General features: G+C 57.3%; 21 protein-coding genes, 2 pseudogenes and 1 riboswitch. Of the genes and pseudogenes, 12 read left to right on the plus strand and 11 right to left on the minus strand.

Translation table 11 applies throughout. The features are described from left to right. Nucleotides 1-63: 63 nt before the first annotated feature. Nucleotides 64-259, minus strand: a riboswitch (cobalamin riboswitch). Between the two features lie 86 nt (nucleotides 260-345). Beyond that, nucleotides 346-783, plus strand: coding sequence for a cobalamin biosynthesis protein (locus JWV26_RS09875; protein WP_206418944.1), 438 nt, complete (start codon nucleotides 346-348; stop codon nucleotides 781-783). After that, nucleotides 780-1,535 carry a precorrin-4 C(11)-methyltransferase gene (cobM, locus tag JWV26_RS09880; protein WP_206418945.1) on the plus strand — a complete coding sequence of 252 codons (756 nt, stop codon included), beginning with the start codon at nucleotides 780-782 and terminating at the stop codon, nucleotides 1,533-1,535. The genes JWV26_RS09875 and cobM overlap by 4 nt, the downstream gene beginning before the upstream one ends. 221 nt (nucleotides 1,536-1,756) lie before the next feature. Here cobM and JWV26_RS09885 read toward each other — a convergent pair whose 3' ends face one another. Next, the gene (locus JWV26_RS09885) at nucleotides 1,757-1,987 is read right to left on the minus strand and encodes a hypothetical protein (RefSeq protein WP_206418946.1); all 231 of its coding nucleotides are present in this window, start codon (nucleotides 1,985-1,987) and stop codon (nucleotides 1,757-1,759) included. Between the two features lie 169 nt (nucleotides 1,988-2,156). Between JWV26_RS09885 and JWV26_RS09890 the strand changes: the two genes are divergently transcribed. Together JWV26_RS09890 and map are read left to right on the plus strand one after the other, a co-directional pair. After that, nucleotides 2,157-2,369 carry a ParD-like family protein gene (locus tag JWV26_RS09890; protein ID WP_206418947.1) on the plus strand — a complete coding sequence of 71 codons (213 nt, stop codon included), beginning with the start codon at nucleotides 2,157-2,159 and terminating at the stop codon, nucleotides 2,367-2,369. Next, entirely contained in the window at nucleotides 2,366-3,145 is a 780-nt protein-coding gene (gene map, locus JWV26_RS09895) for a type I methionyl aminopeptidase (protein WP_074915588.1), read from the plus strand. Before JWV26_RS09890 ends, map begins: the two co-directional genes overlap by 4 nt. A 1,287-nt stretch (nucleotides 3,146-4,432) precedes the next feature. On the opposite strand, the pseudogene JWV26_RS09900 reads toward map, so the two are convergent. The 5 genes and pseudogenes from JWV26_RS09900 to JWV26_RS09920 form a co-directional block, all read right to left on the minus strand. After that, a pseudogene (locus JWV26_RS09900) lies at nucleotides 4,433-5,637 on the minus strand (ISL3 family transposase). A gap of 263 nt (nucleotides 5,638-5,900) precedes the next feature. Then, a complete protein-coding gene (locus tag JWV26_RS09905) occupies nucleotides 5,901-6,131 on the minus strand; it encodes a BPSL0761 family protein (protein ID WP_003464900.1) in 231 nt (76 codons plus the stop codon). Nucleotides 6,132-6,525: 394 nt separating this feature from the next. Continuing rightward, the gene (locus tag JWV26_RS09910; RefSeq protein WP_206418948.1) at nucleotides 6,526-9,666 is read right to left on the minus strand and encodes an efflux RND transporter permease subunit; all 3,141 of its coding nucleotides are present in this window, start codon (nucleotides 9,664-9,666) and stop codon (nucleotides 6,526-6,528) included. A 22-nt stretch (nucleotides 9,667-9,688) separates the two neighbouring features. After that, nucleotides 9,689-10,954 (minus strand): efflux RND transporter periplasmic adaptor subunit, encoded by a 1,266-nt coding sequence (locus JWV26_RS09915; RefSeq protein ID WP_003464904.1) that lies wholly within the window; start codon nucleotides 10,952-10,954, stop codon nucleotides 9,689-9,691. 57 nt (nucleotides 10,955-11,011) lie between these two features. Further along, nucleotides 11,012-12,262 carry a TolC family protein gene (locus tag JWV26_RS09920; RefSeq protein WP_003464906.1) on the minus strand — a complete coding sequence of 417 codons (1,251 nt, stop codon included), beginning with the start codon at nucleotides 12,260-12,262 and terminating at the stop codon, nucleotides 11,012-11,014. A 399-nt stretch (nucleotides 12,263-12,661) separates the two neighbouring features. Here JWV26_RS09920 and JWV26_RS09925 point away from each other — a divergent pair, with 399 nt between their 5' ends. After that, nucleotides 12,662-13,336 carry a heavy metal response regulator transcription factor gene (locus JWV26_RS09925; protein ID WP_003464910.1) on the plus strand — a complete coding sequence of 225 codons (675 nt, stop codon included), beginning with the start codon at nucleotides 12,662-12,664 and terminating at the stop codon, nucleotides 13,334-13,336. Beyond that, the gene (locus tag JWV26_RS09930) at nucleotides 13,333-14,766 is read left to right on the plus strand and encodes a heavy metal sensor histidine kinase (protein ID WP_012017834.1); all 1,434 of its coding nucleotides are present in this window, start codon (nucleotides 13,333-13,335) and stop codon (nucleotides 14,764-14,766) included. The genes JWV26_RS09925 and JWV26_RS09930 overlap by 4 nt, the downstream gene beginning before the upstream one ends. A gap of 779 nt (nucleotides 14,767-15,545) precedes the next feature. Here JWV26_RS09930 and JWV26_RS09935 read toward each other — a convergent pair. Further along, nucleotides 15,546-15,737, minus strand: a complete 192-nt coding sequence (locus JWV26_RS09935; protein WP_021488260.1) for a hypothetical protein — start codon at nucleotides 15,735-15,737, stop codon at nucleotides 15,546-15,548. Between the two features lie 141 nt (nucleotides 15,738-15,878). Further along, nucleotides 15,879-17,219: an OprD family porin gene (locus JWV26_RS09940; protein ID WP_031306429.1), complete on the minus strand. Its 1,341-nt coding sequence runs from the start codon at nucleotides 17,217-17,219 to the stop codon at nucleotides 15,879-15,881. Nucleotides 17,220-17,459: 240 nt separating this feature from the next. Here JWV26_RS09940 and cadR point away from each other — a divergent pair, with 240 nt between their 5' ends. Next, complete coding sequence (cadR, locus tag JWV26_RS09945; RefSeq protein WP_021488258.1) at nucleotides 17,460-17,900, plus strand: Cd(II)/Pb(II)-responsive transcriptional regulator; 441 nt, start codon at nucleotides 17,460-17,462, stop codon at nucleotides 17,898-17,900. 48 nt (nucleotides 17,901-17,948) lie between these two features. Here the strand turns inward: cadR and JWV26_RS09950 are convergent, their stop codons facing one another. Further along, on the minus strand, nucleotides 17,949-19,277 hold the full coding sequence (locus JWV26_RS09950) for an OprD family porin (RefSeq protein ID WP_012017832.1): 1,329 nt from the start codon (nucleotides 19,275-19,277) through the stop codon (nucleotides 17,949-17,951). 73 nt (nucleotides 19,278-19,350) lie between these two features. After that, complete coding sequence (locus JWV26_RS09955; RefSeq protein ID WP_037020081.1) at nucleotides 19,351-20,256, minus strand: LysR family transcriptional regulator; 906 nt, start codon at nucleotides 20,254-20,256, stop codon at nucleotides 19,351-19,353. A gap of 502 nt (nucleotides 20,257-20,758) precedes the next feature. Between JWV26_RS09955 and JWV26_RS09960 the strand changes: the two genes are divergently transcribed. From JWV26_RS09960 to istB, 5 genes and pseudogenes are all read left to right on the plus strand, one after another. Then, a complete protein-coding gene (locus JWV26_RS09960; protein WP_232531624.1) occupies nucleotides 20,759-22,000 on the plus strand; it encodes an OprO/OprP family phosphate-selective porin in 1,242 nt (413 codons plus the stop codon). 119 nt (nucleotides 22,001-22,119) lie between these two features. Further along, a complete protein-coding gene (locus JWV26_RS09965) occupies nucleotides 22,120-22,449 on the plus strand; it encodes a DUF2790 domain-containing protein (RefSeq protein ID WP_096825049.1) in 330 nt (109 codons plus the stop codon). 85 nt (nucleotides 22,450-22,534) lie between these two features. Then, nucleotides 22,535-22,882, plus strand: a pseudogene (locus JWV26_RS09970) (DDE-type integrase/transposase/recombinase); the annotation flags it as partial. 115 nt (nucleotides 22,883-22,997) lie between these two features. Further along, the gene (gene istA, locus JWV26_RS09975) at nucleotides 22,998-24,497 is read left to right on the plus strand and encodes an IS21-like element ISPst3 family transposase (RefSeq protein WP_125836939.1); all 1,500 of its coding nucleotides are present in this window, start codon (nucleotides 22,998-23,000) and stop codon (nucleotides 24,495-24,497) included. Beyond that, entirely contained in the window at nucleotides 24,490-25,293 is an 804-nt protein-coding gene (istB, locus tag JWV26_RS09980; protein WP_013983804.1) for an IS21-like element ISPst3 family helper ATPase IstB, read from the plus strand. Before istA ends, istB begins: the two co-directional genes overlap by 8 nt. Nucleotides 25,294-25,464: 171 nt before the next feature. Here the strand turns inward: istB and JWV26_RS09985 are convergent, their stop codons facing one another. Further along, the gene (locus JWV26_RS09985) at nucleotides 25,465-26,484 is read right to left on the minus strand and encodes an ATP-dependent nuclease (protein WP_206418949.1); all 1,020 of its coding nucleotides are present in this window, start codon (nucleotides 26,482-26,484) and stop codon (nucleotides 25,465-25,467) included. Between the last annotated feature and the right edge of the window lie 49 nt (nucleotides 26,485-26,533).

The raw sequence follows: 26,533 nt of genomic DNA on the forward strand, positions 1-26,533 counted from the left end.
ACGGGTACGCGCAGGCGGACACGCAGGAGCGTGCTGGCCGCGTCGGATCACCCCGTCCGAGCATATGGCTGGTCATTCGAGGCAGGTCTCCTGGCTCACGGTCTGCGCGTTGCGCGTCCTTCACCTTCCCGCTGTTGAGCAGTGGCGTATCGAAGGGTTTAAAACCGTTTACAGTTGCGGGGGCAGCCAGGGCATCGACCCTGTTCCCTCTTAGCTCCCCGGCGGTTTGCCGGGAAGAACCTCGAAAGCGAGAAGGCTACGCAGGCCGCGGCGGCCGGTCAATCGCGGTTGACCGCTGGCAGGTGCCATGATGAGCTACATCACCCTCCGACACGAATACCGCTCATGACCGCCAGCCACCTCGATCACCCCGCTGCCCCCCCTAAGGTGGTTGCCGGCCTGGGTTGCCGGCGCGGTTGTGCACAGGACGAGCTGTTCACCCTGCTGACCCACAGCCTGGCCCAGCATGAGTTGACTGTGGATAACCTCGTTGGACTGGCCAGCATCGCCCACAAGCTCGACGAACCGGGGCTGCGTGAACTGGCCATGCACGTGAATCTGCAGCTGACATTCTTCACCCCAGAAGCGCTCACGCTCCACCAGCCAGAGAAAGCCGGCAGTCCCCTCATCCGATCCATAACCGGCAGCCCCGCTGTGACGGGACCCTGCGCCCTTGCCCTGGCCTCACGATTGGGCAAGGCAGCCCGCCTGCTGGGCGATAAAACCCGCACGGCCAACGCCACTTGCGCGTTGGCCACCTTCGATAGAGAACCCGCAGCATGACCGTCTACTTTATCGGCGCCGGCCCCGGCGACCCCGAGCTGATCACCGTCAAGGGCCAGCGCCTGATCTGTTCGTGCCCGGTGATCCTCTACGCCGGCTCGCTGGTACCCGGAGCGGTGCTACAAGGCCATAGCGCCGAGCAAGTGGTGAACACCGCCGAGCTGAACCTGGGCGAGATCATCGAGCTGTTGCGCCAGGCCCATGAGCGTGGCCTGGACGTAGCCCGGGTGCATTCCGGTGACCCTTCGCTGTATGGCGCCATCGGCGAGCAGATTCGCGAGTTGCGTGCCCTGGGCATTCCCTTCGAGATCATTCCCGGCGTCACTGCCACTGCCGCCTGCGCGGCGCTGCTGGAAAGCGAGCTGACGCTGCCGGGTATCGCCCAGACGGTGATCCTTACCCGCTATGGCACCACCTCGCCGATGCCCGAGGGTGAGCAGTTGCATGACCTGGCACGGCACCACGCAACCATGGCCATCCACCTCGGCGTACGCCATCTGCCGACCATAGTCGCAGAACTGCTGCCGCACTACGGAGCCGATTGCCCCATAGCGGTTATCCACCGAGCGAGCTGGCCGGATCAGGACTGGGTACTGGGCACCCTGGCAGATATCGAAGAGAAGGTGACCGCCAAGGACTTTCGCCGTACGGCATTGATCCTCGTTGGGCGGGTGCTCGATCCCGGTGCGTTTGTAGAGTCGGCGCTATATGACGCCACTCATAGCCATCTCTACCGCCTTGGTAACGATTGAGCCTGGCGAGAAACCGTACAGTTTGCTGAGGGCCCCGCCAAATAAGGCCTTCATATACTTATCAACAAGATAGCCAGCCTGTTATCCAAGCGCTCTGTGGATAGCAGGCATGTAAGCGAACAGTTTCTGTACAAGTCGCTGAAAGCCCCTATTTAAAAGGCCTATAGCAGGGTGTCACGAGGATATCCACAAGTTGATCCACGCCAATTGTGAGCAACTGTTCAGAGCTGTACCTCGACGCGCTTGATACTCAGAAGTCGCAGCTCCGGTATCACTTCATCCAGACTGGCAAAGGTTTCTACCTGCTCGGTTTCATCCACCAGAAAGAAGCTGCGGCCGGCCTCTTTCTTGAAAAACACGATCCACTCGGCGGTGTTGGCCGGATTAGCCATGATCTGGGTATCGAATAGAACGCCCTCGGCCGTTCTGCGTTTTACATCTGCGCGCTTCATCCGCTCTCCTGTTCCAGCCTTGCTCGGGCCCGCTTGCGCACTCCTGGCAGACGGGCAGCTCTAGTGTAAAGGATGAGAGAGTCGCATTTGTCCTGCTACTGATGCTGGTGGATCAAATCCGTCCGTGTTTATATATGCTTCATATACGAAACGTATAAAGGAAATCAGTATGGGCATCGTCAATATCGATGAAGAGTTGCATGACCAGATTCGCCGGGCGAGTAGCGTCTCGGGCCGCTCCATCAATGCCCAGGCAGGCTTCTGGATTCGCATCGGCATGCTCTGCGAGATGAACCCGACGCTGAGCTTCAATGAGGTGATGGCCGCCGAGATGCGTGCCGCCGGCGTGGCGGTTCCGCCAAGAATGGCGGACGCCTCATGAGCAAGACGCCGCAACAGATCGCCCTGATGGCGGAATCCGGCAGGTTGCTCGCGTCCGTGTTCGGCTACCTGGATCGCCTGGATCTACTCGGCATGTCGACTCTGCAGGTCAATGACCTTGTGGATAACTACATCGTGGGTGAACTCAAGGCGCGTCCGGCGAGCAAGGGGCAGTATGGTTTCGCCTACGCCATGAACACGTCGCGCAACGAAGTGGTGTGCCATGGCGTACCCAGCGCCAACGATATTCTGCGCGATGGCGATCTGGTGAATTTCGACATCACCCTGGAGAAGAACGGCTACATCGCCGATTCGAGCAAGACCTACCTGATCGGCGAGGTGTCGGACCAGGCTCGTCAGCTCGCCCAAGTGACCTATGAAGCGATGTGCAAGGGCATCGAAGCCGTCAAACCCGGCGCCCGCCTCGGCGATATCGGCCATGCCATCGAACGGCACGCTCGCGCCCATCGCTACTCGGTGGTCAAAGAGTACTGCGGCCACGGCATCGGCCGGGAAATGCACGAACCACCCGAAGTGCTGCACTGGGGCAAAGCCGGCACCGGCCTGACGCTGCGCGAAGGCATGACCTTCACCATCGAACCCATGCTCAACCGGGGAACGGAGGATGTACGCACCCTGCGCGACGGCTGGACGGTGGTGACCCGCGATGGTCAGCTCTCGGCGCAATTCGAACATACCGTGGCGGTCACCCGCGACGGCGTTCGCGTGCTTACACTGCGCCCCGAAGAGCTGCACCTGAGCAGGATTTCGGCGTGATGGAAACGCAAAAGCCCGTCCAGATGGACGGTGGTCGGCAACAACATAGATTGACACAAGCCCCCTTGAAAACACTGAGAAAAACCAAGGGCTTAGTCGCCAACTTCGGTAACATAGTTTGACACAAGGCTATGGCCGCATCGAATAAATTACCGACCTTGGAACAACATAGATTGACAATATCAGCCTACCCTCATCCCTGAGTTCCGCCTATAAATGGTGAGAGGCAACTACCGGAGCGGGGTAGCAGAACCGCAGCTCTTAACTACCAGTCCACCAGTTTCAGGACAAATCGGACGTCCAAAATAGGATTTTATAATCGCTCTATAATTAACTATAAACCCCTATAAAGCTCGTGCTAGAGCAGTCAATCCACCTAGCCCGCTAGGCTGGCAAAAGCCGTACTGAAGCGCGACTGCATTCGAGAAGGCGCTCTTGCGATCGCCCTCATGCGAAGAGCTGGGAACAAACGTCTGTAATGATATCAGGCAGCACCTTCCGCAATTCCAAGCGCCCAACAACTTCGCGGCATTCAGCAGCAACTGCATGGCCTTCAAAGGGGAAGTCTGGCCCTTTGCTCACGGAGCTCCGGTAAAAATTATCGACGACTACGTTTGCATCGACATGTGGGCCGCCTCTATGGGCTTCCTGGCTTGGCTCCAGTTCCCAAGGATTCAAGGATTCAAGGCCAGGTAGCGAACGCGCGAGCGATTAAGTTCGAGGGCCTATTTCAGGACGTCATTGACCAAACCCGCTGGGGCGGCCAGCCCACCCGAGCTCTCCGCCAGAAAACACTGGATGTTTGTGGCCGAGCTTTGACCGACATCGACGCTATCGGCGCATTCAATAGCACCCTTCTTCCGGTTTCTCCTACAAGAGCATCCCATACGCGCGCGAGTATGACCAAGGCGCCCACAACGCTATTCGTAATGCTGCTTCAACGGTGGATAGAGGCGTTGATTACTGGTCAGGCATCATCGATCAGCTTAACGCGCAGAGGGCAGGAGACAATTTCGACTTTTCGAGCTTCCCACAGATTATAGGTGTGGTCTTTACGCCTACTGTGATCTACACGAGCCATTCTAGGTTACTTGAGAAGTCTGTCGGCAGATTGCGCTGGTCGAGCTCTCTGGATGAGCCACTCGAATTCCTAACAACGTCGCCCGTACCGGATACAGACGAGTAGGTTTGCGAGTTGCAAAAGATGGCTAGCAAAATCTAGGAGCTGGTGCTAACAAGCTAGAACGGCCCATGACATAGATCTGTGGGCGAAATAATAAAGATTCTTCACGGATTACCGGGGAAGTCATTCTTGATCTTCATAAAGAAGAATTCGCTGTCCCGGTAGCCGTAAGCCATCCGTTTGATGACCTTTATCCGGTTGTTAATCCCTTCTAGCTGACCCGTGTGCATGGGCCAGCGCACTCGGCTCAGGATGCCGCGCCAGTAGCCCCTCAGTCGTTTTGCAAATTGCTTCAGTGCCGGTATCTCGCTTTCTCCAGCCAAGCGCAGCCATTGCTTCCAGGCTGATCGCCAGCTCCAGGCAGTGGTGGGCGACCAGAGCGTTTTAAGTTCGGCTTTCATCAGGTAAACCGTCATCAGCGACTGGTTAGCGGCCAGTAGGTCCTGCAGGCGTACTTGCTGCTCTTCGCGTTTGAGGTTCTCTGGATTGCGCAGCAACAGCCACCGCGCTTGCTTGATGACCTTACGTGCAGGCTTGTCATGACGCAGACGGTTGGCTTCATCCACTCGCACTCGATCAATCACTTCCCGACCGTACTTGGCGACCACATGAAACAGGTCATAGACCACCCGCGCCTGCGGGCAATGTTGGCGCACCTCTAGGTCAAACGCGGTGTTCATGTCCATCGCCACTGCTTCTATCCGAGCGCAGCCTTCCGGCCCCAGCTCTTCAAAGAACGGCCTGATGGCAGCTCGACTGCGTCCTTCGCCAATCCACAGTACCCGTCGGGTATCGGCATCCAGCACAACGCTGGCGTAGCGATGCCCTTTGAACAAGGCGAACTCATCCATCACCAAGCGCTTCGGCTGAGCTTTCGGTAGCTTCTCCAAGGCGGCTTGTAATGCTCGTCGCTCCAGCAAACGCACGCTATCCAGTGCAAGCCGAACAGCTCAGCGACGTGCAGTGTGGGCAACCGCCGGCAAGCCTGAGTCACCGCTTCGGCCAGCCGTCTGGTCATCCGCGAATAGCGGTCAAGCCAGCTAACTGACTCCATTCGCTTACCGCATGCGCCACATTCGACGCGTCGCAGCTCCACATTCAATCGTACCGAGCGGCCAAGAATGGGCAAGTCACGGATCGAGCGCTGACAGTATTCATGGATGGTGGTGCTGGGCTGATGGCAGCCGCTGCAGGTAGGAAATCTGCGGGGATTGGGGATCAGATCGATCAACAGCGCTTCGCCGTCAGGTCTGATGCCAATGACAGAAAAGCCCTCCCAAAAGGGCAGGAACGTATTAACATCGTGCACAAGAACGCCGGTTTGTAGATGTGTTTGCTCGCACGAACATCATCCATCAAACCGGCGTTCTTGTTTCTATCTTTCCCGGGATTCCGTGAAGAACCATAATAAAGGCGGCCATGAGCCGCCTTCGAAAACCAAGTTTCGTCACCGGTAATAGGGCCGGGAGAGGAAGCTCTTGGGCTGCAGACGTAGGATATCAGCCCTCAGCTTCAGTCGCCCCAAACCCGCTCAACGGCGATCCCGATGACCGGCGTGAAGTGTCCGCTGCGCTACCCAGTGAAAACTGAGCTGAATACAGGTCCCATCACGCCGATCGGCAGAGTCTCCGACTGTTCCTCTATCCTCCCAGCCAACACCACATCATCCTTCTTGGGAAAGTGGCGCAATAGAAATCGCGCTTGGTCGCGCACGCTTTCGGGCAGTTCTTTGTTCCGGCTCAGTTCGACGAGAAACTCGCGAGTCTGTACCACTGAGCGAGATCGCTCGCTGGGCATCGTCATCGCTACCTCCTGAACCTAGGAATACCCTGTCGAGCATAGACAGGGATGTTTAACCGTCGATTGCTCTGACGGCTTCCGGACAAAACTACCGATGCCAGGCGTCTCCTACTCCTCGCCTGTTTTCGGCAATACGCCTGCGCGACTGCGCCAGCCAAAGGCGCAGGGGCAAGGCTGCAGATCGGAGGCTCTCGCCTCGCAGGAAAACGTCGTCTGGTCACGGGTCATGAACACTCCTTGTGGTGGACATTATCCACCTTAAGTCAGTGTCCACTAACTCCGGGACAGACCATGTTCCATGGACTGCTCAGATGAATAGCCGCTCCAGAAGCATCCTAGAACTCTGATTTGGCTCCAGCGGAGACGTGATATGGCCACGGGACTCTGTGCGTCTACACTACATTTCTTCCTTTTCCTCTTTCCGATACGCCCAGCGATAGAGCGCAGGTAACACTAGCAAGGTCAACGCAGTAGACGAAAGAATGCCGCCGATGACAACAGTCGCTAAAGGACGTTGTACTTCAGCGCCGGTTCCGGTGGCTAAGGCCATTGGCACGAAGCCAAGCGAAGCTACCAAGGCCGTCATCAATACCGGACGTAGGCGCTGCAGGGCCCCTTCGGTAACCGCTTGCTGCAATCCCATTCCCTCTTCGCGTAGGTTACGAATGAACGAAATCATCACCAGGCCATTAAGTACCGCTACCCCCGACAGGGCAATGAAACCAACCCCAGCGGAAATTGATAGAGGAATATCGCGCAACCAAAGCGCCATCACGCCTCCTGTTAGAGCAAAAGGAATACCGGTAAACACCAGCAAGCCATCACGTACGTTGTTGAACATCATGAACAGCAGCATGAACACCAGCAGCAGGGCGACCGGCACCACCACTTGCAGCCGTTTGGCCGCCGATTGCAGCTGCTCGAATTGTCCGCCCCAGGTCGTCCAATAACCGGCAGGGAGCTTCACATCGCTGCGGATCCTCTCCTCCGCTTCTTGCACAAAGGAGCCGATGTCGCGCCCCCGCACGTTGGCACTCACCACAACCAGGCGCTTACCATTCTCACGACTGACCTGGTTTGGCCCTGGCGCCAGTTGCAGACTGGCCACTTCAGAGAGCGCGATAAAGCCGACGCTAGTGGCTGCACCCGTTGCTGGAACGGGTATCAGCAGTCGTGATAGCCCCTCAATATCGGTGCGCAGGTTCTCCGGTAGACGTACTACCAGATCGAAACGACGATCCCCCTCAAACAGCGTACCGGCCCGGCGCCCACCTACAGCCACAGCGACGGTTTCCTGGATGTCTCCGACATTCAGACCATAGCGAGCCGCCTTGTCTCGGTCGATGGCCACAGTCAGCACCGGGAGGCCCGTTGTCTGCTCGGCCTTTACCTCGGACGCCCCTTCAATACCGCTCAGGGTTCCGGCCACTTCGGCTGCTGTGCTATTGAGGACATCCATATCGTCGCCGAATATCTTCACCGCGACATCGCTGCGCACACCCGATATCAATTCGTTGAAACGCAACTGAATAGGCTGCGACAGCTCGTAGTTACTGCCCGGAACCAACTCGGCAGCGGCCTGCAGCTCGGCGATCAGAGCATCACGCGACTTTTTCGGATCGGGCCATTGATCGCGCGGTTTGAGCATCACGTAGCTGTCAGAAATGTTCGGCGGCATCGGGTCGGAGGCGATTTCCGCCGTACCGGTACGCGCGAATACTCGCTCCACTTCCGGCACCTTGGCCAGAATGGTCTCCTCCAGGCGCATCTGCATCTCCACCGACTGCGTCAGGCTGGTACCCGGTACACGCAGCGCCTGCAGCGCGAAGTCCCCCTCACTGAGGCTAGGCACGAACTCGCTGCCCATACGTGATGCCAGCAGACCGGAGAACAGAACCAGCGCCACGGCCGCACTGAAGGCCAACGTACGCCGTCGCATGACCCAGGCCAGCACTGGCTCGTAGGTGCGCCGGGCAACACGCATCAGCGCGTTTTCCTCTTCTTTCACCTTACCAGTGACGAATAGCGCGATAGCCGCCGGGACGAAGGTCACCGAAAGGATCATGGCCCCGAACAGGGCGGTCACCACGGTGAAGGCCATTGGGTGGAACATTTTGCCCTCGACCCCGGTCAGGGCGAAGATCGGCAGGTACACCACCATGATGATCAACTGACCGAAAATCAGCGCACGACGCGCTTCCTTGGATGCCGCGAAGACCTCATGCAGACGCTCACTACGGGTCAGCTCGCGGCCAAGCTTGTGCTGCGCATGAGCCAGACGGCGAATAGCGTTCTCGACGATGACCACGGCACCATCGACGATGATGCCGAAGTCGAGTGCCCCCAGACTCATCAAGTTGGCGCTGACCTTGTTGCTGAACATGCCGGTGAAGGTGAACAGCATCGACAGCGGAATGACCATGGCTGTGATCAGCGCCGCACGGATGTTACCGAGGAACAGGAAGAGGATGACGATGACCAGGATAGCCCCTTCGATCAGGTTCTTCTTGACCGTGGCGATGGCCTTGTCCACCAGATTGGTGCGGTCATAGACGGTCACCGCAACCACCCCTTCAGGCAGCGAACGGTTGATCTCCTCCAGACGTGCGGCCACGGCCTGCGACACACTGCGGCTGTTCTCGCCGATCAGCATAAACACTGTTCCCAGCACGACCTCGCGACCATTCTCGGTCGCAGCACCAGAACGTAGTTCACGGCCCAACATCACCTGCGCCACATGACTAACCCGAATGGGCGTGCCGTCCACATTGGCCACGACGATATTGGCGATATCGTCCAGCGTGCTCAGTTGCCCAGGTGCCCGAATCAGTAGTTGCTCGCCATTGCGCTCGATATAGCCAGCACCGACGTTGGCATTGTTGCGCTCCAGCGCCAGCAGCAGGTCACCCAGCGTCAGCTTGTAGGCAGCCAGGCGTTTGGGATCTGGAGCGACCTGGAACTCCTTGGCGAAGCCACCAATGGTGTTGATTTCGGCAACGCCAGGCACCGTGCGCAACTGCGGTTTGATGATCCAGTCCTGGATCACCCGCAGATCGGTTGGTGTGTAAGGCGTACCGTCCTCCTTGAGTGCCCCCTCCTCGGCCTCGACCGTCCATAGAAAGATTTCACCCAGGCCGGTGGAAATCGGCCCCATGGAGGCCTCGACACCCTCGGGCAATTGCTCCTTGGCGCTTTGCAGTCGCTCGTTGACCAACTGGCGGGCGAAATACAGATCCGTGCCATCCTCAAAAATCACGGTAACCTGCGATAGCCCCGAGCGTGACAGCGAGCGGGTCTGTTTCAAATGCGGCAGGCCGGCCATGGCCGTTTCGATCGGGAAAGTGATGCGCTGCTCGGTTTCCAGCGGCGAAAAGCCCTCGGCAGCGGTACTGATCTGTACCTGGACGTTGGTGATGTCGGGAACGGCGTCGATCGGCAGCTTCTGATAGCTGGCCACGCCCACACCGGCCATCGCCAAAACGGCCAACAGCACCAGAAAACGCTGTTCTATGGCGAATTGAATGATGCGCTCAAACATGAAAAGTACTCGTCGGTGAGGATCAGTGCGCGTGTTCGGCGCTGCCTTTGCCCAGTTCGGACTTGAGGATGAAACTGCCTGTGGCAGCTACACGTTCGCCTGACTTCAGGCCTTCGCGTACCTCGACGAAGCCATCGCTGCGGGTGCCCAATGTCACCGGACGCACTTCGAAGCCTTCAGCGGTACGCACGAAGACACTGGTCTTGTCCTCGACATCCTGAATCGATGAAGCCGGCACCACGGCCGCGGCCTCATGGCTTTCAGTCGCCAAGGCAACCGAGACGAACAGGCCGGGACGCCAAATGCCGTCGGCGTTATCCAGGTCGATGCGGCCTGTCGCCGTCCGCGTCTGCTCACCCAGCAGGCGGCTGATGTAAGCCACCTTACCCGTAGCTTCGCGCCCCAACTCTGGCGCACTGACACGTACTGACTGCCCGACTTTCACCTGTTCCAGATCACGCGGGGAAACGCTGAAGGTGACCCAGACGCGACTCAGATCAGCCACCGTGAAGGCATTACTGGTCTCACTGACGACTTCGCCAGGTACCAGGTGCTTCTCCACCACCACACCGGAAAAAGGTGCACGCAGGTTGTAACGGCTGCCATCGCCAGCCTCGCCCTGAGGGCTGATCGTCTTGCCCTTCTGTCGGGCATTGGCCAGAGCGATCTCGGCCTCCTGCAGCGTTTGCCGGGCCTGGAGATAATCCTGCTCGGCCGAAATACCGTCCTTCCACAATTGGCGTTCACGCTCGAAGGTCGTGCGGGCCAGCTCAACGCGTCGAGCGGCAGCCGCCATTTCACTACGCAACTCGGAAACCTGCTGACTGACGATAGTCGCCAGGCCATCCCCAGCAGCCACCTTCTGCCCCAGCCCGACCAGCACGCGCTCGACAACGCCAGCGCTGGGCGGCACGACATGAGCCGTGCGCTCCTCGTCGAAATTCACCTCGCCAGGTAGAGAGATGTATGTGCTCATGGCGCGCGCTTGTACGTCGACGAGTTCAATGCCCGCAGCGGCTATTTGCGCCTCACTCAGCACCAGCCCCCCCTCTTCGGCATGCCCACCCGCGGACTCACCGTGATCATCGCCAGCCTCGCCATGATCATCATCGGCATGATCGTCCCCGGCCTCACTGACCTGCCCAGCCCTGACTGCAACAACGCTGTCGCTACTGGCAAGCATGTGCCCGATTTCTGCGGCAAAGCGCCCGCTGTTATAAAACAACGCACCACCGACGAACCCCAAGGTCAGGGCCGCCGCGATGGCAACACCAAGTTTCTTCTGCATGAACAACCCCAAAAGATGATCAGTAACCGGCATCGCGCCGATCGTCGTGACAGGAAATCAGTAGTTATCGGCTTGGGCAGATAGGTCGCCGTAGATGCGCTCAAGGCGAACCCAGGCATCGAGCGCTTCGCCGAGTGCCTGCAGGTAACGGGAGCGAACGTCGATCAAGGTGCGCTGGGCATCGAGAACATCGATAAAGCCGAACTTGCCCATCTGAAATCCACGCGTCGTGCTTTCCAAAGCTGTGTCCGCGGACGCAAGCAGGCCCCCCTCGAAACCGCTAATCGCTCCCTGCGCCGTTCGCCATTGCTGATAGGCCTGCTGCACCTCACTGCGCAGGCGCAACTCGGCAGCATTTCGCAAGTCGCGCGCCTGATCAGCCCGCCGCGAGGCGGCCAGAACATTTCCCTGGTTGCGATCGAACAGAGGCAGAGGCATGGACAAACCAACAAGGTTGACGCGCTCACGATCCTCACTGCTGTATTGGCTGCCGAGGCTGACCGTCAGATCGGGAATCCGCCGGCTTTTCTCAACGGCGATTCCGGCCTCCTGCCGGTCGATCTCGACCCTGGCAAGACGCATCTGCGGAACTTTGTCCAGACGGCTCAGAAGTGCGACTTCAGAGGGTATTGCGGGCATATCGGTAACATCGCCACTGAGGCTAGGCTCACCACTGGCGGATGCCCCCCCAATCAAGGCCAGCAACTGATTCATGGCGTTGATGTACTGATCTCGAGCCCGCGCGGCCTCCAGTCGAACCTCTTCGTACTGCAGCCGGGCGCGCGATGCCTCCAGGGCAGAGGCCTTGCCAGCCTTGACGCGCGCATCAACGACCGCCACGCCGCGTTCGCTCAGGCGTTGTGACTGCTCAGCCAACTCTTGGCGCATCTTCGCCAACAAGGCTCCTTGAAAAGCCCCGACCACCTCGGCACGCAGCTCATTGCGCAGCTGCTCCTGACCGACCGCAGCACTGTCGATACCGCGTTCGGCCATTTCTATCCGGGCGCCGCGCTTGCCGCCCAGCTCGATAGGTTGGCTGATCTGTACCGTCGTGGTCCTCGTAGCACTGCGGGTGTCCTCAACCTCCCAAGACAGCTCCGGATTGGGAATCACACCGGCTTGGCGACGCTCACCTTCTGCGATGCCGACATTACGATCACCTGCCATCAGCGACGGGTTGGTCTGCAGTGCCTGCCCCCATGCGTCGCCCAGGGTGATCGGCGTTGATGCCACGGCATGATTCACTACAACTGAGCAGGCAACAGCCAGGCAAAGTGCCTCAGCAACTCTCGAATAACGCCTCGACAAGGGCCTTTCCTCCACACCTGTATAAATTCGGAGACATGTATGAAATCTCCGAGACCTTCATTCGGTGCAGAATTTAGGGAGCCTCACCTATCGTCGAGGTGACTGCAAAATTACAAATACGTAATGCCCAACTAAGCCATTTAACGCTGTATTACCATGACGCCAACGCAACGATTATTCGAGTCATGAAGTTACAACTGGACATATAAAAAACATCAGAAGAGCAACAAACGGCTTACAAAGACAGAGGCTACAGCCCCCTAAATTAGGGGCTCTGACGCTTGACCCTGTAGTTACTACAGGGATCATCATCTGCCATGAAAATGCCGATCGCTCCCAAGTCCAACAATCATCGCGACTCGATAAAAATTTCTCTCCCCCACCAAGGTCAACTACTACATGCGAATCCTGATTGTTGAGGACGAGCTTAAAACTGCCGAATATCTCCACCAGGGACTTACCGAGAGCGGCTATGTCGTCGATATTGCCACCAATGGTGTCGACGGCTTGCACATGGCGGCCCAAGCGTCCTACGAATTGATCATCCTTGATGTCGACTTACCAGAGATCGATGGCTGGGGCGTACTGGCCAGCATTCGCCGTAATAGTCGCACCCCTGTGATGATGCTGACGGCACGCGGGCGCCTGGCCGACAAGCTCAAAGGTTTCGACTCCGGTGCCGACGACTATCTGGTGAAGCCATTCGAGTTCCCCGAGCTTCTGGCCAGAGTTCGCTCGCTGCTACGAAGAGGTGAACAGGTCAGCGCGCCAGACGTGCTCAAGGTCGACGACCTTGAGCTGGATCCAGCCCGCCACCGCGCCTATCGCAATGGTCAACGAATCGATCTGACCACCAAGGAGTTCGCTCTGCTGCACCTGCTGATGCGACGCAGCGGCGAAGTACTCTCGCGCACCCAGATCATCTCGCTGGTCTGGGACATGAACTTCGACTGTGATACCAACGTCGTCGAAGTTTCCATCCGGCGCTTGCGCGCCAAGATCGACGACCCTTTCGAGAACAAACTGATCCACACCTTGCGCGGCGTCGGCTATGTACTGGAGGCTCGTCAATGAGGCCTGCCAGACTCTCAAGCCAACTCAGCCTGTCGGTCGCAATACTGGGCCTGATACTGGTTGCACTGCTGAGTGCGCTGGCTTATTTCTCGTTAAGCCGGCAGCTCAACTACATTGCAGAGCAAAGCCTCGAGGACAAGCTTCAGCAAATCCGCCATGGCATGAGAGAAATCAACACTCGCCCGGAAGTCGGTGACCAGGCCCACAACATCAGAGATTTGATCAAAGGCCACGACAGCCTCTCGCTCGCTCTTTATGACGACAGCTCGTCTCCCAAGGAAATCATGAGCGTGGGCCAGACACAGGAGGCCCTACCTTCCTTTATAGAAAACGCCAGCGAGACCATCGCCTTCGAACATTGGCGAGATGCGCAGGACAAGCAGCTCTTGACCGCCTCGCAGCTTATTCTGCGTAAGGACGGATCACGAATACGCGCCGTCCTTACACTGGAGCGCTCCGCTGACCAAGCACTGCTACACGCCTATGTCGAATCCACCTTGATTGCCCTGCCCTTCGTACTGGCTCTGATCGCGGCCGGAGCCTGGTGGATCGCTCATCGCGGCCTGAGCTCCCTGAATCAGTTCCGCAAGGTTGCAGAACTCGTCTCGACCCAGGATCTGAGCCATCGCCTGCCACTGGATAACCTACCGCAGGAGCTTCGCGAATTGGCTAACAGCATCAACTTCATGCTTCATCGCCTGGACGGTGGCGTACAACAGCTTTCGCAATTCTCTGACGACCTGGCACATGAATTACGCTCCCCCATCACCAATCTGATCGGCAAAGCGCAGGTGACGCTCTCACGGGAACGCCCGCCAGAAGAATACAAACTGGTGCTGGAGAACTGCACTGAGGAGCTCGGCCGGGTCACGCGGATCGTATCGGACATGCTGTTTCTCGCCCACGTCAGCCATCCGGCAGCACTTATCCCCTTCGAGGCAATTGCACTGCACGAAGAGGCAGAGAAAGTAGTGGAGCTTTTCAGCCTCACGGCCGAAGAAAAGGACATCAAACTCAACGTATCAGGGTACGCAACAATTAATGGCGATCGCTTGATGGTACAGAGAGCTATCTCTAACCTGCTATCCAACGCCATCCGCCATAGCCCGGAAGGCTCGAAAATCGATATTGACCTCATCACTAACGCGACGAACGCCACCCTGGCAGTGAGCAACCCAGGTGCAGGCATTCCTCCCGAGCACCTACCCAAACTGTTCGAGCGTTTCTATCGCGTGGATCGTGGGCGGTCACGTGCTGATGGCGGCACCGGGCTGGGCCTGGCCATCGTGCGTTCGATCATGAGCCTGCACCATGGCCACGTGGGCGTGAGCAGCATCGCAGATCAGACCACAGTTTTTACGCTGTACTTCCCTTTACCAAAGCCCTTGATCGAGCAGGCCCGCCAAAGCTCAACGGAAAAGACTGCTTAATCGAATTGCGCCAGGGATGGCGCCCCCTTTTTGCCCCATCTACGTCGAATACAAGCCCCTCACCAGACGACACATTTTCTCAGTTTCAGCCGCCCACTTCGTCCCCTACAGACATTCATCTCATGGTAGATGGTGTGGTTCTCCTTGCTCAGACGCCGACTCGCCATCTTTCACACCGAGGGCGACCGCTGCTGCCAGGCATAGAAACCGTTGCTTAATACCCACAGCAGCCGGCACATCAGTGCTACGGGATAGAGACCGACCAATGCCTCGACAGCGCTAAACTTGACTCCGTGGGCTGTGAGGAGATGGCGAGCGTCTTTAGAGCATCGCATTACTGTTGACCTGAGCCAGCCGCTGGCGCAGCTTCACACTTTCACAACTCACACTGCTGTTCGTTCTAGCACTTCCACTTGCCCAACAGACTTTCAGCGATACCAAGCGTCTCTCGAACATATGACGAAGCGTCGTGCCAGTAAGCACTGCTCTACCGTCTCTCTTTTGAATTATTCGGAAAACGTCGCCTGGTATGGATCATGGACACTTATTACGGCAGACACTATCCACTATCAATCAGTGCCCACTCAACTTGGGATAGAGCAAACTCAAGTGGATAGATATCGCGCCCACAAGACTAAGCAGTTCCAACCCAATTCTTTGACGAACAAAAAAAAGCGCCCCCAAAGGGGCGCCAAGGAACCATCTCTCACCAAAGGAGCGGGAGCTACCAAGAGATGGACTGGAGAGAGCGAGCAGGACGGCTGCGTTAGTTCATGCGCTCAATCGTCTTGCTCACTCTGAGCACTTTGGGACTTCTGCTGCTCAACGGCGTTGTCACCATGGATACGCTGTTGATTCTCACGGAATTGCTTGACGGCATTGAGAGAGCGCTCAGAGCCATCTTCTGCAGAGGCAACCATGCTGGCTGCCCCCAGAAACACGATAAACAGAAACTGGGAAAAAACTTTCATATGCACCTCGGACTGACTGAGCAAATATGGAAACGAATGCTTCGAAGACAGTCCCATGTTACGGATCGGCACCTAACATGAGCATGAGGTTCAAATTACAATCTTGTCAGAGAGGGGCGGCTATGCCGCCCCTGAATGTCGTTACAGCACCTGAAGCGGATACTCGACGATTACACGCACTTCATCGAGGTCGCTTTCGTAAGCAGTAGCGCGAGTGGTCATCTGACGTACACGCACGGACAGATCCTTCAGAGAACCCTCGAGGAACACGTATTTGACCTCAAGGTTGCGCTCCCAGCGCTTCTGATCGGTCAGCGGGTTACCGGCACCATCCGTGCGCATGTAAATGCTGTTGGCATTGGAGTAATCCGCATCACGTCCCAGCGCGTAACGCGCCATGAAGCTCAGCCCTGGCACACCAAAGTCAGCCATGTCCAGATCGTAGCGCACCATCCAGGAGCGTTCCTTGGGCGAGTTGAAGTCGCTGTACTGAAGGGAGTTGTCGAGGAAGATCGAGTCGGACTGACGCAGGTAGTCAAAGTCGTCATCGCCGTTGTTACGCTGGTGAGAGAGCGCTACACGGTGAGCGCCGTACTTGACACCGATGCTACCGCTATAGATGTTGTTACTGAAATCACCCAGCTGCTTCTTACCTTCGTCGGTGGCGTTGTAGTAATTCAGACCACCAAACAACGACAGATCCTCGGAAAGTGGGTAAGTCCACCACATGCCAGCGTAGTACTGATCCCAGGCATCCTTCAAACGGCTGCTGTAAAGGCTGAAGCCCAGGTTGTCGTTGAGCTCGTAGTCACCACCAAAGTAGCCGACCCAGGGAGAGTCCACCTGCCCAGCATAGAAGGTCGCGAAATCACCGCGTGAAGTGCTCTCCTGCGGTTGGCTCATGGCATGTAGACGACCGCCTTGCAGGGTCAGGCCCTCTATGCTTTCGTTGACGACCGTCACACCTTTGAAGCTCTGCGGCAGCAGACGAGAGTCCCCGTAGTGCACGACGGGCGTGGTTGGGAATACGTCACCGGCCTTGACGACCGTATCAGCGAAGCGCGCCTTTACCGCGGCCCCCACTTTCGAATACGAGTCCTCGGCACGATCATCGCTGTCGACCGGGAACATGTTGACACTACCACCGGGACCATAACGTCCATCACCGGTATCAAGCTTCAGGCCCAGTCCGGCATAGGCGTCAATGCCGAAACCAACGGTTCCCTGAGTGAAACCGGACTCGAAGTTAGCCATGATGCCGTGCCCCCAAGCCTCGGTGTAGCTGCTGCGCTCACCGCTGGGTAGTACCCTGGCCTCCCCTTTGCGAAAGTCCCGGTTGAAATACATGTTTCGGTTAAGAATATTCAGGCTACTTCCTTCGATGAAGCCTTCGGCAACCTGAGACTCGGATGCCTGAGCCATCGCGCTTGCACCGAATGCCAACGCGGAGATGATCGCCATGGTTAGAGGACTTTTTTTCATGCATTGCTCCTGATGCTTACCGGCAGTTCTGGGATTGTCATAGGCCGATTTCTTCTTGTGGATTTGGCCCCTCTATCCTTGCAACCTCCAGATAACTCGAAGATGAGCGCTGCATTACAATTTCGTAATCAAAGAACCTCTTCATTTCCAGGCTGTCACGAAGCCATCAATCTAGATGATGGCAAGCCGCTCTAACGGCTTTATCAGCCCCTCATGCTGGCGGACTCTGGAAGCATCATTATGAAAATTGGTGAACTTGCTAAGCGAACTGGCTGCCCAGTGGAGACCATTCGTTACTACGAGCATCAGGGATTACTACCCAGCCCCTCACGCAACAACAGTAACTATCGTTTATATAGTCAGCTGCACTTCGAGCGCCTGACATTCATCCGCAATTGTCGTGTACTCGATATGACATTGGAAGAAATAGGTCGCTTATTGGCAATGCATGATCGGCCGCATGCGAGTTGCGCACTCATTAGTACATTGGTGAAAGAACACATCGCTCATGTCGAGGCACGCATTCAGAATTTGCAGGCACTGCATGCGCAGTTGCGCGAATTGCTCGGGCGCTGCAAGGGAGGAAGTGAAAAAATGGCATACTGTGGCATCGTACTCCAGTTGAGCAGCCACGGTAGCGGTTCGTCTTTATCAACCGCTGAAAAAAACGAATTGAAGTGAATCATGTTGCCCCTTCTGCACAGAACAGAAGAGGCAACTTTCCATGGTTTAAAGCAGTGGCAAGCTGTACGTCACATAAAGCCGATTCTCATCGACGTCTGCCCCAACATTGCCACGCAGACTGGCATTGCGCAGAGAGAAGCCGAGTCCCTTCAGTGATCCTTCCTGCAGAACGTAATCGAGGCGCAGGTCACGCTCCCATTCGTTACGCTCACCCTGTGCGCTGTCGACGTTATCACCCGACAAATACATCACCGAGGCTTTTAGCCCCGAGATACCCAGCTTGCCAAAATCATAGGCATAGCCGGCCAACCAAGTGCGCTCGCCAGCACTGAGGAATTTACCACCACGACCGATCTGCCGATCGGTGATCAGGTAACTGGTTGCCCCGTCGCCAGCATTCAGGTACGGGAAGGCGCTATCGCCGGACACCTGCTGATAACCCGCGCTCAGCTCATGACCGCTATGGCTGTAGGTGAACAAGGCACTCCAGGTACGGTTATCTACCTCACCACGCTTGCTGTCACCGACCGTCCAGTAACCGTTGCTGCGATAGCCCTCAGCCCGGCCGCTCTCACTGCTGTTCTTGCCATCGGAGGTGCTGTAGAAGTAACGCAGGTCGGTCTTGAGATTGCCACCGCCCAGTGCGTAGTTGTGGATCAATCCCAGGAAATGTTGCTTGTAGAAATCTTCCAGATTGCCGAAGTAATACTGAGCGGTGAGATCCTTGGTGACCTTGTAGTCGCCACCCGCGAAATAGAACGTATTGACGAACTGTCCAGTGGTTGCATTGTTGGATCCGGCGATGGACAAGCCACGTGAGTCAGTCGAGCTCCGACCTTTTGCGTGCTCCAACTGACCGGCTGTCAAGGTCAGCCCTTCGATCTCGTTGGAGACGATCTGACCACCTTCGAACAACTGCGGCAACAGGCGACCATCGTTGAAAGTCACCACCGGCAACTTCGGCTGCAGAGTGCCTAGGCGCAACTCGGTCTTGGAAAGACGTGCCTTGGCCGTTACACCGGCCTTGCTATAGTCACTGACCGCAGAACCATCGCTATCCAGCGGGAACAGGGCGCCAGGGTTACGATCAATACCTGCCTTGCCCGACCGGCCACCGCCATCGAGGCGTACCCCCAGCAGGCCAATGGCATCAATCCCCAGGCCGACCGTCCCTTCGGTGAAGCCAGACTGATAGTTGAGGATGAATCCCTGCCCCCACTCCTGAGTAGATGGAATGTCGCGATCACGCACATCCTCATTGAAGTAGAGGTTGCGCATATCGAGCGTCGCCTTGCTGTCTCCGAGAAAATCGGCGGAAGCAGCCTGACTGAGTGCCGCCGCCGTGATGGCCAGTGCCAGGGTGGATCGTTTCATGCTTTATTCTCTAATTGTCATGGGTGAGGCATCGTTGTTCTTGTAACCATGTTGTCGAGTTCGCCATGTAGCTTCACTGACCGTCATCAGGCAGAAACCACTGCCACCGCTCCTCGAACGCAGCCTGGATCAACGCCACCAGCCCAACGACGTCCTCGCGCTGCGCGGACAATGGTGCGCAGGACAGCCAGATCGATTGCCTCATGGGCTGCGTGAAGAGGGTGGGTAGCGATTGCAGGTTCGCATCGAGATGAGTGATGTAGTTCGGCATCAGACCAACGCAGGCGGCATGCTTGACCAGTTCCATCGCCCACTGCTGAGAATGCACTCGCGTCACTGCGCTGCGCCTTGAGTCCACCAGAGCATTCCACGGTGAGAACAGGGCCGATGTCGGGATATCGGCCTGCTGAACCAGCATGTAGTCATTCAGATCTTCGAGGCTGGCGGGGAGGCGCCGCTCACGCGCATAGCGCTTGGCTATGCACGCCTGAAAGTCGATGCAGGCCAGACGCTGCGGTCGCGTCATGGCGAAACCTGGGTCGGGTCGAGTCTGATTCGGATCGGCCAACCAGATCATGACCTCACTCTGCATTAACGGGCCACGTTCCTGGCGGATCAGTTCCAGGTGCACACCAGCATCCCTACGCAGAAAGGCCACCAGATGCCGTCCCAGAATATCGTTGAGCACCCTGTCGGGTAACGCCAAACGAAGCTTGGGTTTTTCAAGCAACGCGGCCTCTGGCCGCAAATCTTGATACTGGGCAGCCAGCTCTGCCTGCAAAGAACGACCGCGTACCGTTAGAGCAAGGGCGCGCTCCTGATACACGAAGAGCGCCTCTCCAACAGTTTTCTCGAGCCGCTGCAACTGCCTGCGTAGCACCATGGGAGGCAGGTTCAGACTGCGAGCAGCCTGCTTAAAACTGGCACAGCGCGCAGTCGTCAGGAAGCTTCTGGCCACCTGCCGTTCGACCTCAGCCACGGCAGCCCCCATAAGCGCCGTCCGGTATTCGATTCGATGTGTGACCCAGAAGCATCATGTAAGGCAGATGAGAAGTGATTGCGTGCAAGCAAGCCTACTCACCACCACCTATCACCAGCCTTGCTGGAAAATTACTTATCTGTAATGCGGGAACGTGACCCTCACCGAGCACTCAAACTTCGGCTGGTCTAGCTGGATCGCCCTTACCTTCGGCGTAGGGGTCATCACAGCCTGCGGTTTCACCAAACGGTAATTGAAGTGAAACCACCCACGGACGATTACCGAAAAGCCCCAACACCCGCCAACTCTGGGCTGGCAGAACCAGCCTACACCCCGCAATCAAAACGTCACAAAACAGACCAATAACCGTCACCCGAACTGCAAAGCATCGCGTCGCCAACACCCAGCACTCGGCGATAAGGAGCCATGCATGTTGATCAAAAGCACCCAACTCTCCCCACTAGCACTCGGCATTCTGCTAAGCCTGCCGGCCTTCTCGGTAATGGCCGGCACGGTCACCACCGATGGTGCTGACATCGTTATCAAGACCAAAGGTGGCCTGGAGGTCGCGACGACCGACAAGGCATTCAGCTTCAAGATCGGTGGGCGTCTACAGGCCGACTATGCGATGTTCGACGACTACTACACCCGTAATGGCAACGCTGCCGATGCGGCATACTTCCGTCGCGCCTATCTGGAATTGGGTGGCACTGCTTACAAAGACTGGAAGTACCAGGTCAACTATGACCTGTCACGAAACACCGGTAACGACAGCGCAGGTTATTTCGATGAAGCCAGCGTGACCTACACTGGTTTCAGCCCCCTGAACATCAAGCTCGGGCGTTTCTACACCGACTTCGGCTTGGAAAAGGCTACCAGTTCCAAATGGACGACAGCCCTGGAACGCAACCTTTCATACGACCTGGCCGAATGGACAAATGACAACTCGGGCATGGGCGTACAGGCCAGCAGCGTACTCGCTGACAGCGTGTTCCTGTCAGGCAGCGTTTTCAGCGAGAACAATAACGATACCGACGGCGACAGCGTCAAACGCTACAACGCTCGCGGCGTTTTTGCGCCGTTGAACCAACCGGGTAACGTTCTGCATGTAGGCCTGCAGTACGCCTATCGCGACCTCAGTGGCAGTGCAGTGGATACTCGCATTCGCTCGCGTATGGGGATGCGCGGCGTCGATACCAACGGTGGCAACAGTGCCGGCGCCAACGGCAACCGTGCGCTGTTCGGTGGTAGCGCGGCCACTGCCGACCTCTGGGAAGACGATGCCGTTTGGGGCGTAGAAGGTGCATGGGCACTGAATGCCTTTTCGATTCAGGGCGAATACCTTAGCCGCACACTCAAGGCCGATCAGGCTAGCAGCGATATAGACGCCAAGGGCTACTATGTGCAGATGGCCTATACGCTCACAGGTGAGCCGCGCCTCTATAAACTCGATGGAGCCAAGTTCGACACCATCAAACCTGCCAACAAACAGTTAGGCGCATGGGAGTTATTCTACCGATTCGACTCGATCAACATAGAAGATGACAACGTGACCAGTAGTAGCGCGACGCGGCAAGTCGGCGATGCAAGCGGCAAGGCTCACACCTTGGGTGTCAACTGGTACGCCAACGACGCGGTAAAGATCAGTGCCAACTACATCAAGGCCAGTACCGACAGGGTCAGTAACTCGGTCGGTGATGATAGCGGCGACGGCGTCGTCATGCGCTTGCAGTACGCATTCTGAGTCAGTCGCTGGCAGGTGCCCTCACCTGCCAGCCCCTTTCGCGATTGTAATGTTGGCGCAATGCCTGGGTAAGGGACGAATCGCTAATGTTTGCTAAACACTAGCCAACGGGCCTACTCATGAAACTGCTCAAACGCCTCCTTCCGATCGCTCTTCTGCTGGCTGCTGGCAGCACTTACGCACAGTCCTTTCCAGAGGACAAGGTCAGGCAGATCGAACAGAAGAGTATCGCGATTGCTGAGAAGTACGCCGACAGTACCGGTAAACCAGTGCCGGAAATCCAAGACTATCGTTATGGCATGAAGCTGAACGTAGCCAAGGTCATCTACCAAAGCCCGAAAATTGAGTACTGCGGTGTGATACCTCAGATCATGGTTTTTGAAGACACAAGCGAAGAATTGCGAAGTATTCGCTACCGGGGTCTCGGCGAGTGCCGTAATCAGCGCTAACGATATTGGTCTGTCTCGGAACTGGTGGACAGGTAGTTAAGAGCTACTGCTCGCATTTCGCCGCTCAAACTCCATCGGACTGAGATACCTGGCCGCGGTGCTGGATCTGCATACACGGCGGGTGATCGGCTGGGCGTTCTCGGCCAAGCCAGATGCTGACCTTGTGATCAAGGCGCTGGACATGGCCTACGAGCAGCGCGGCAAGCCACAGCAGGTGCTGTTTCATTCGGATCAGGGCAGCCAGTACGCCAGTCGCCTGTTCCGGCAACGACTCTGGCGCTACCGGATGCAGCAGAGCATGAGCCGCCGGGGGAATTGTTGGGACAATTCGCCAATGGAGCGCCTGTTCCGCAGCCTGAAGTCGAAGTGGATCCCGTCGACGGGCTACCTGGCGGCGCAGGAGGCGCAACGGGACATCAGTCATTACCTTATGTGTTGCCGCTGACCGAAAACTGACCCAGTAGAGGCTGTTCTGCCGACTGAAAACTGACCCAGGTGTTCAACTGCTTCTGCTCAATTTTTGAGCAGGAGAACACAGGGTGATCAGTATGGAAATGATGGGCAAAATCCGCCGGATGTATTTCCGCGACAAGCTGTCGCTGCATGAGATAGCCAAGCGCACCGGGCTGGCGCGCAACACGATTCGCAAGTGGGTCAGAGCACCTGAGGCCAAGCAGCCGGTGTACCAACGCCGCGCGATCTTTAACAAACTCAGCCCTTTTCACGTCACGCTAGAGCAGGCGCTAAAAGCCGATTCGCTGCGCCCCAAGCAACAGCGGCGCAGTGCCAAGGCGCTGTTGGCGCAAATCAAAGCCGATGGTTATGACGGTGGCTACAGCCAGCTCACCGCGTTTATCCGTGCCTGGCGAGGGGGACAGGGCAAGGCGTCGCAGGCCTTTGTGCCGCTGACCTTTGCTCTTGGCGAGGCGTTTCAGTTTGACTGGAGCGAGGAAGGCTTGCTGGTCGGCGGCATTTACCGGCGTATGCAGGTGGCACATCTGAAGCTGTGTGCCAGCCGTGCGTTCTGGCTTGTGGCGTATCCGAGCCAGGGCCATGAGATGTTATTTGACGCCCATACACGCTCGTTCGGCGCCTTGGGCGGCGTGCCGCGCCGGGGCATCTACGACAACATGAAGACCGCCGTCGACAAGGTCAATAAGGGCAAAGGCCGGGCGGTGAATGCACGCTTTGCGGTGATGTGCGCGCATTACCTGTTCGATCCGGACTTCTGCAACGTCGCCGCTGGTTGGGAAAAGGGCATCGTTGAAAAGAACGTGCAAGACAGCCGCAGGCGTATCTGGCTAGACGCCCAGGACTGCCAGTTTCACTCCTTCGAGGAACTCAATGCCTGGCTGGGCCAGCGCTGCCGCGCGCTTTGGAACGAGCTGACGCACCCTCAATACAGCGGTCTGAGTGTGGCCGAAGTGCTGGAGTTGGAGCGCGCTGAACTGATGCCTGTGCCAGCGCCATTCGACGGTTACGTCGAGCGGCCTGCGCGGGTCTCCAGCACCTGCTTGGTCAGCGTCGGGCGCAACCGCTACTCGGTGCCGTGTGAGTACGCGGGTAAGTGGGTCAGCAGCCGTTTGTATCCGACGCGAATCGAGGTGGTGGCTGACGACGCGCTGATCGCCAGCCATGTCCGCTTGCTGGATCGCGACCAGGTCAGCTATGACTGGCAGCACTACCTCCCGCTGATCGAACGCAAGCCCGGTGCGCTGCGCAACGGCGCGCCCTTTGCTGATCTGCCGGCGCCGCTGCGTCAGCTTAAGCACGGTCTGGGGCGTCATGCCGGCGGTGACCGGATCATGGCGCAAGTTCTGGCTGCCGTACCGGTCGCCGGGCTCGATGCGGTGCTGGTGGCTGTTGAGCTGGTACTGGAAAGCGGCAGCCTGAGCGCCGAACACATCCTCAATGTCGTGGCGCGCCTGGCCGCGACCGAACCACCACCCAGCGTCGAAAGCCACTTGTCGCTCAAGGAAGCCCCCGTCGCTAACACGGCGCGCTACGACCGCCTGCGTGGCCAGGCCGAGGAGGTCGGTCATGCGTGATTTGATGGCGGAACTCAAGGAGCTGCGCCTGCACGGCATGGCCACGGCCTGGGCGGAGTTAACTGCACAGGGTGAGTCGAACACAGCCTCGTCCAAGTGGCTGCTCGAACACCTGCTGGAACAAGAGCACACAGATCGCGCCATGCGCTCGGTGAGCCACCAGATGAACATGGCCAAGCTGCCGATGCACCGCGATCTGGCCAGCTTCGATTTCAACGCCTCTAGCGCCGACGCACGCCTGATCAGCGAGCTGGCCAGCCTGGCCTTTACCGACACCGCGCAGAACGTGGTGCTGATCGGTGGGCCAGGCACCGGTAAAACCCACCTAGCCACCGCGCTGGCCGTGTCCGGCATCACCCGGCATGGCAAGCGCGTGCGCTTCTACTCCACGGTCGATCTAGTCAATCTGCTGGAGCGCGAAAAACACGACGGCAAAGCCGGGCGGATCGCCCAGGCACTGCTGCGCATGGATCTGGTCATCCTCGACGAACTGGGTTATCTGCCGTTCAGCCAGGCTGGCGGTGCGTTGCTGTTTCACCTGCTGTCCAAGCTGTACGAACACACCAGCGTGGTGATCACCACCAACCTGAGCTTCGCCGAATGGTCGAGCGTGTTCGGCGACGCCAAGATGACCACCGCCCTGCTGGATCGGCTGACCCACCACTGCCACATCGTCGAAACCGGTAACGAGTCCTATCGCCTGCAACACAGTAGCTTGGCGGCCCAGGCCAAGATCAAATCACGGGAGCGAAAGCGTAAGGGCGGCCAGGAACCGGAGGACGATGAGTCGTTCTGATTTCATGGTGACGACGGCCTGCTGCATGGCTGCATGTGGCAGGTCTTCAACAGCTGAACTGGGACAGCGAGGGAGTGGGTTCAAAAGCAGCTGCGCTGGTAGACTTATCCACAGTTGCTGGTAACAAAATCAGCAATCCGCCCTGGGTCAAATTTCAATCGGCAGGGTGGGTCAATTTTCCATCAGCGCCAACAGGTACTTCGCAATACGGCGCTGCGTATGCGGTGGCAGTGCTATCTCGGGCTCCTCCATCGCGAAAATGACATTGTCTTTCTTCACCTCAGCGATGAAGGACAGCAGGGCCAGCACTAGGGTATTCAGTGTGCCCGTTCCGACATGCTGGAAGGGAACTGGCTTTTGGTCCTCTGTGATAGAGAGAAAGAACGACATCGTCTTGCGCAGGTGCTCTCTAGTGAGCTGCGAAACGAATAGCTGAGTCACTTTGCCAGCCCCACCTACGGAAATGTACTGGGCAAGCCTCTCTTCAATGGAATCCAATACTGGCCGAAGGTCCGCAGCATCCGAATCAATTGGAGGATCCAGCTCTCTTAGCCTCTTAATAGACTTTTCCCACAGCCCAGTTCGAACCCCTTGCAACCGCAGGATGAGATCTAGCAGTGAGCCTCGTTCAAGACTGAGGGCACGTGAGCCTGTACGCAGGGTTCGAAGGTATAGAAACCCAAACAGCCGCTTCACAGTTTTCTTTACACGCTGAAGCTCGCCGCCCTCAAGGCTGGGGCTATATGAGAAGAACGTATCTGCCTCGAACTCATCCTCATCCGGGCTGTAGAAAGCTTGGGTTTCAATGCGTAGGCATCTAACAACATCGGGAGGGAGTGCGGCGTCAGCCTCACCAGCTGCTAGCAAACGTCGCTCTTTGACGTGCCACAACTCAGTGTGAGCAGCGCAGGTGCGCTCAACCTCGCCACTGAGATCTATCAGCATGACTTCGATTTTGATCTTTACGGGGGTGATCCCATCCTCATCAAGATACGAGGCATTGTAAAAATCAAACTCCTGAACCGGTGGGAATCGAGACAACCTATCCGGGCTGAGAACAAGGTCCAAAGCCTCGCAAATCGTGCTCTTCCCTACGTTATTTCCCCCTACCAGTAGGGTATGTCCGTCAAACGTAAGATCAGCTGATTTTACACCCCGAAAATTCTCAATCCTCAGATTGATAACGCGCATCTTCGCAAATCCCTATGCCGGTTCGACACTTCAGCTTGACTCAAACAAC

This window comes from Ectopseudomonas toyotomiensis (assembly GCF_017167985.1).
GTDB classification, from domain to species: Bacteria; Pseudomonadota; Gammaproteobacteria; order Pseudomonadales; family Pseudomonadaceae; genus Aquipseudomonas; species Aquipseudomonas toyotomiensis.

What these genes read in the sequence shown, in the direction of transcription:
- JWV26_RS09875 (WP_206418944.1), top strand. Translation starts at nt 346, where the DNA reads ATGACCGCCAGCCACCTCGATCACCCCGCTGCCCCCCCTAAGGTGGTT.
- cobM (WP_206418945.1), top strand. Translation starts at nt 780, where the DNA reads ATGACCGTCTACTTTATCGGCGCCGGCCCCGGCGACCCCGAGCTGATC.
- JWV26_RS09885 (WP_206418946.1), bottom strand. Translation starts at nt 1,987, where the DNA reads ATGAAGCGCGCAGATGTAAAACGCAGAACGGCCGAGGGCGTTCTATTC.
- JWV26_RS09890 (WP_206418947.1), top strand. Translation starts at nt 2,157, where the DNA reads ATGGGCATCGTCAATATCGATGAAGAGTTGCATGACCAGATTCGCCGG.
- map (WP_074915588.1), top strand. Translation starts at nt 2,366, where the DNA reads ATGAGCAAGACGCCGCAACAGATCGCCCTGATGGCGGAATCCGGCAGG.
- JWV26_RS09905 (WP_003464900.1), bottom strand. Translation starts at nt 6,131, where the DNA reads ATGACGATGCCCAGCGAGCGATCTCGCTCAGTGGTACAGACTCGCGAG.
- JWV26_RS09910 (WP_206418948.1), bottom strand. Translation starts at nt 9,666, where the DNA reads ATGTTTGAGCGCATCATTCAATTCGCCATAGAACAGCGTTTTCTGGTG.
- JWV26_RS09915 (WP_003464904.1), bottom strand. Translation starts at nt 10,954, where the DNA reads ATGCAGAAGAAACTTGGTGTTGCCATCGCGGCGGCCCTGACCTTGGGG.
- JWV26_RS09925 (WP_003464910.1), top strand. Translation starts at nt 12,662, where the DNA reads ATGCGAATCCTGATTGTTGAGGACGAGCTTAAAACTGCCGAATATCTC.
- JWV26_RS09930 (WP_012017834.1), top strand. Translation starts at nt 13,333, where the DNA reads ATGAGGCCTGCCAGACTCTCAAGCCAACTCAGCCTGTCGGTCGCAATA.
- JWV26_RS09935 (WP_021488260.1), bottom strand. Translation starts at nt 15,737, where the DNA reads ATGAAAGTTTTTTCCCAGTTTCTGTTTATCGTGTTTCTGGGGGCAGCC.
- JWV26_RS09940 (WP_031306429.1), bottom strand. Translation starts at nt 17,219, where the DNA reads ATGAAAAAAAGTCCTCTAACCATGGCGATCATCTCCGCGTTGGCATTC.
- cadR (WP_021488258.1), top strand. Translation starts at nt 17,460, where the DNA reads ATGAAAATTGGTGAACTTGCTAAGCGAACTGGCTGCCCAGTGGAGACC.
- JWV26_RS09950 (WP_012017832.1), bottom strand. Translation starts at nt 19,277, where the DNA reads ATGAAACGATCCACCCTGGCACTGGCCATCACGGCGGCGGCACTCAGT.
- JWV26_RS09960 (WP_232531624.1), top strand. Translation starts at nt 20,759, where the DNA reads ATGGCCGGCACGGTCACCACCGATGGTGCTGACATCGTTATCAAGACC.
- JWV26_RS09965 (WP_096825049.1), top strand. Translation starts at nt 22,120, where the DNA reads ATGAAACTGCTCAAACGCCTCCTTCCGATCGCTCTTCTGCTGGCTGCT.
- istA (WP_125836939.1), top strand. Translation starts at nt 22,998, where the DNA reads ATGGAAATGATGGGCAAAATCCGCCGGATGTATTTCCGCGACAAGCTG.
- istB (WP_013983804.1), top strand. Translation starts at nt 24,490, where the DNA reads ATGCGTGATTTGATGGCGGAACTCAAGGAGCTGCGCCTGCACGGCATG.
- JWV26_RS09985 (WP_206418949.1), bottom strand. Translation starts at nt 26,484, where the DNA reads ATGCGCGTTATCAATCTGAGGATTGAGAATTTTCGGGGTGTAAAATCA.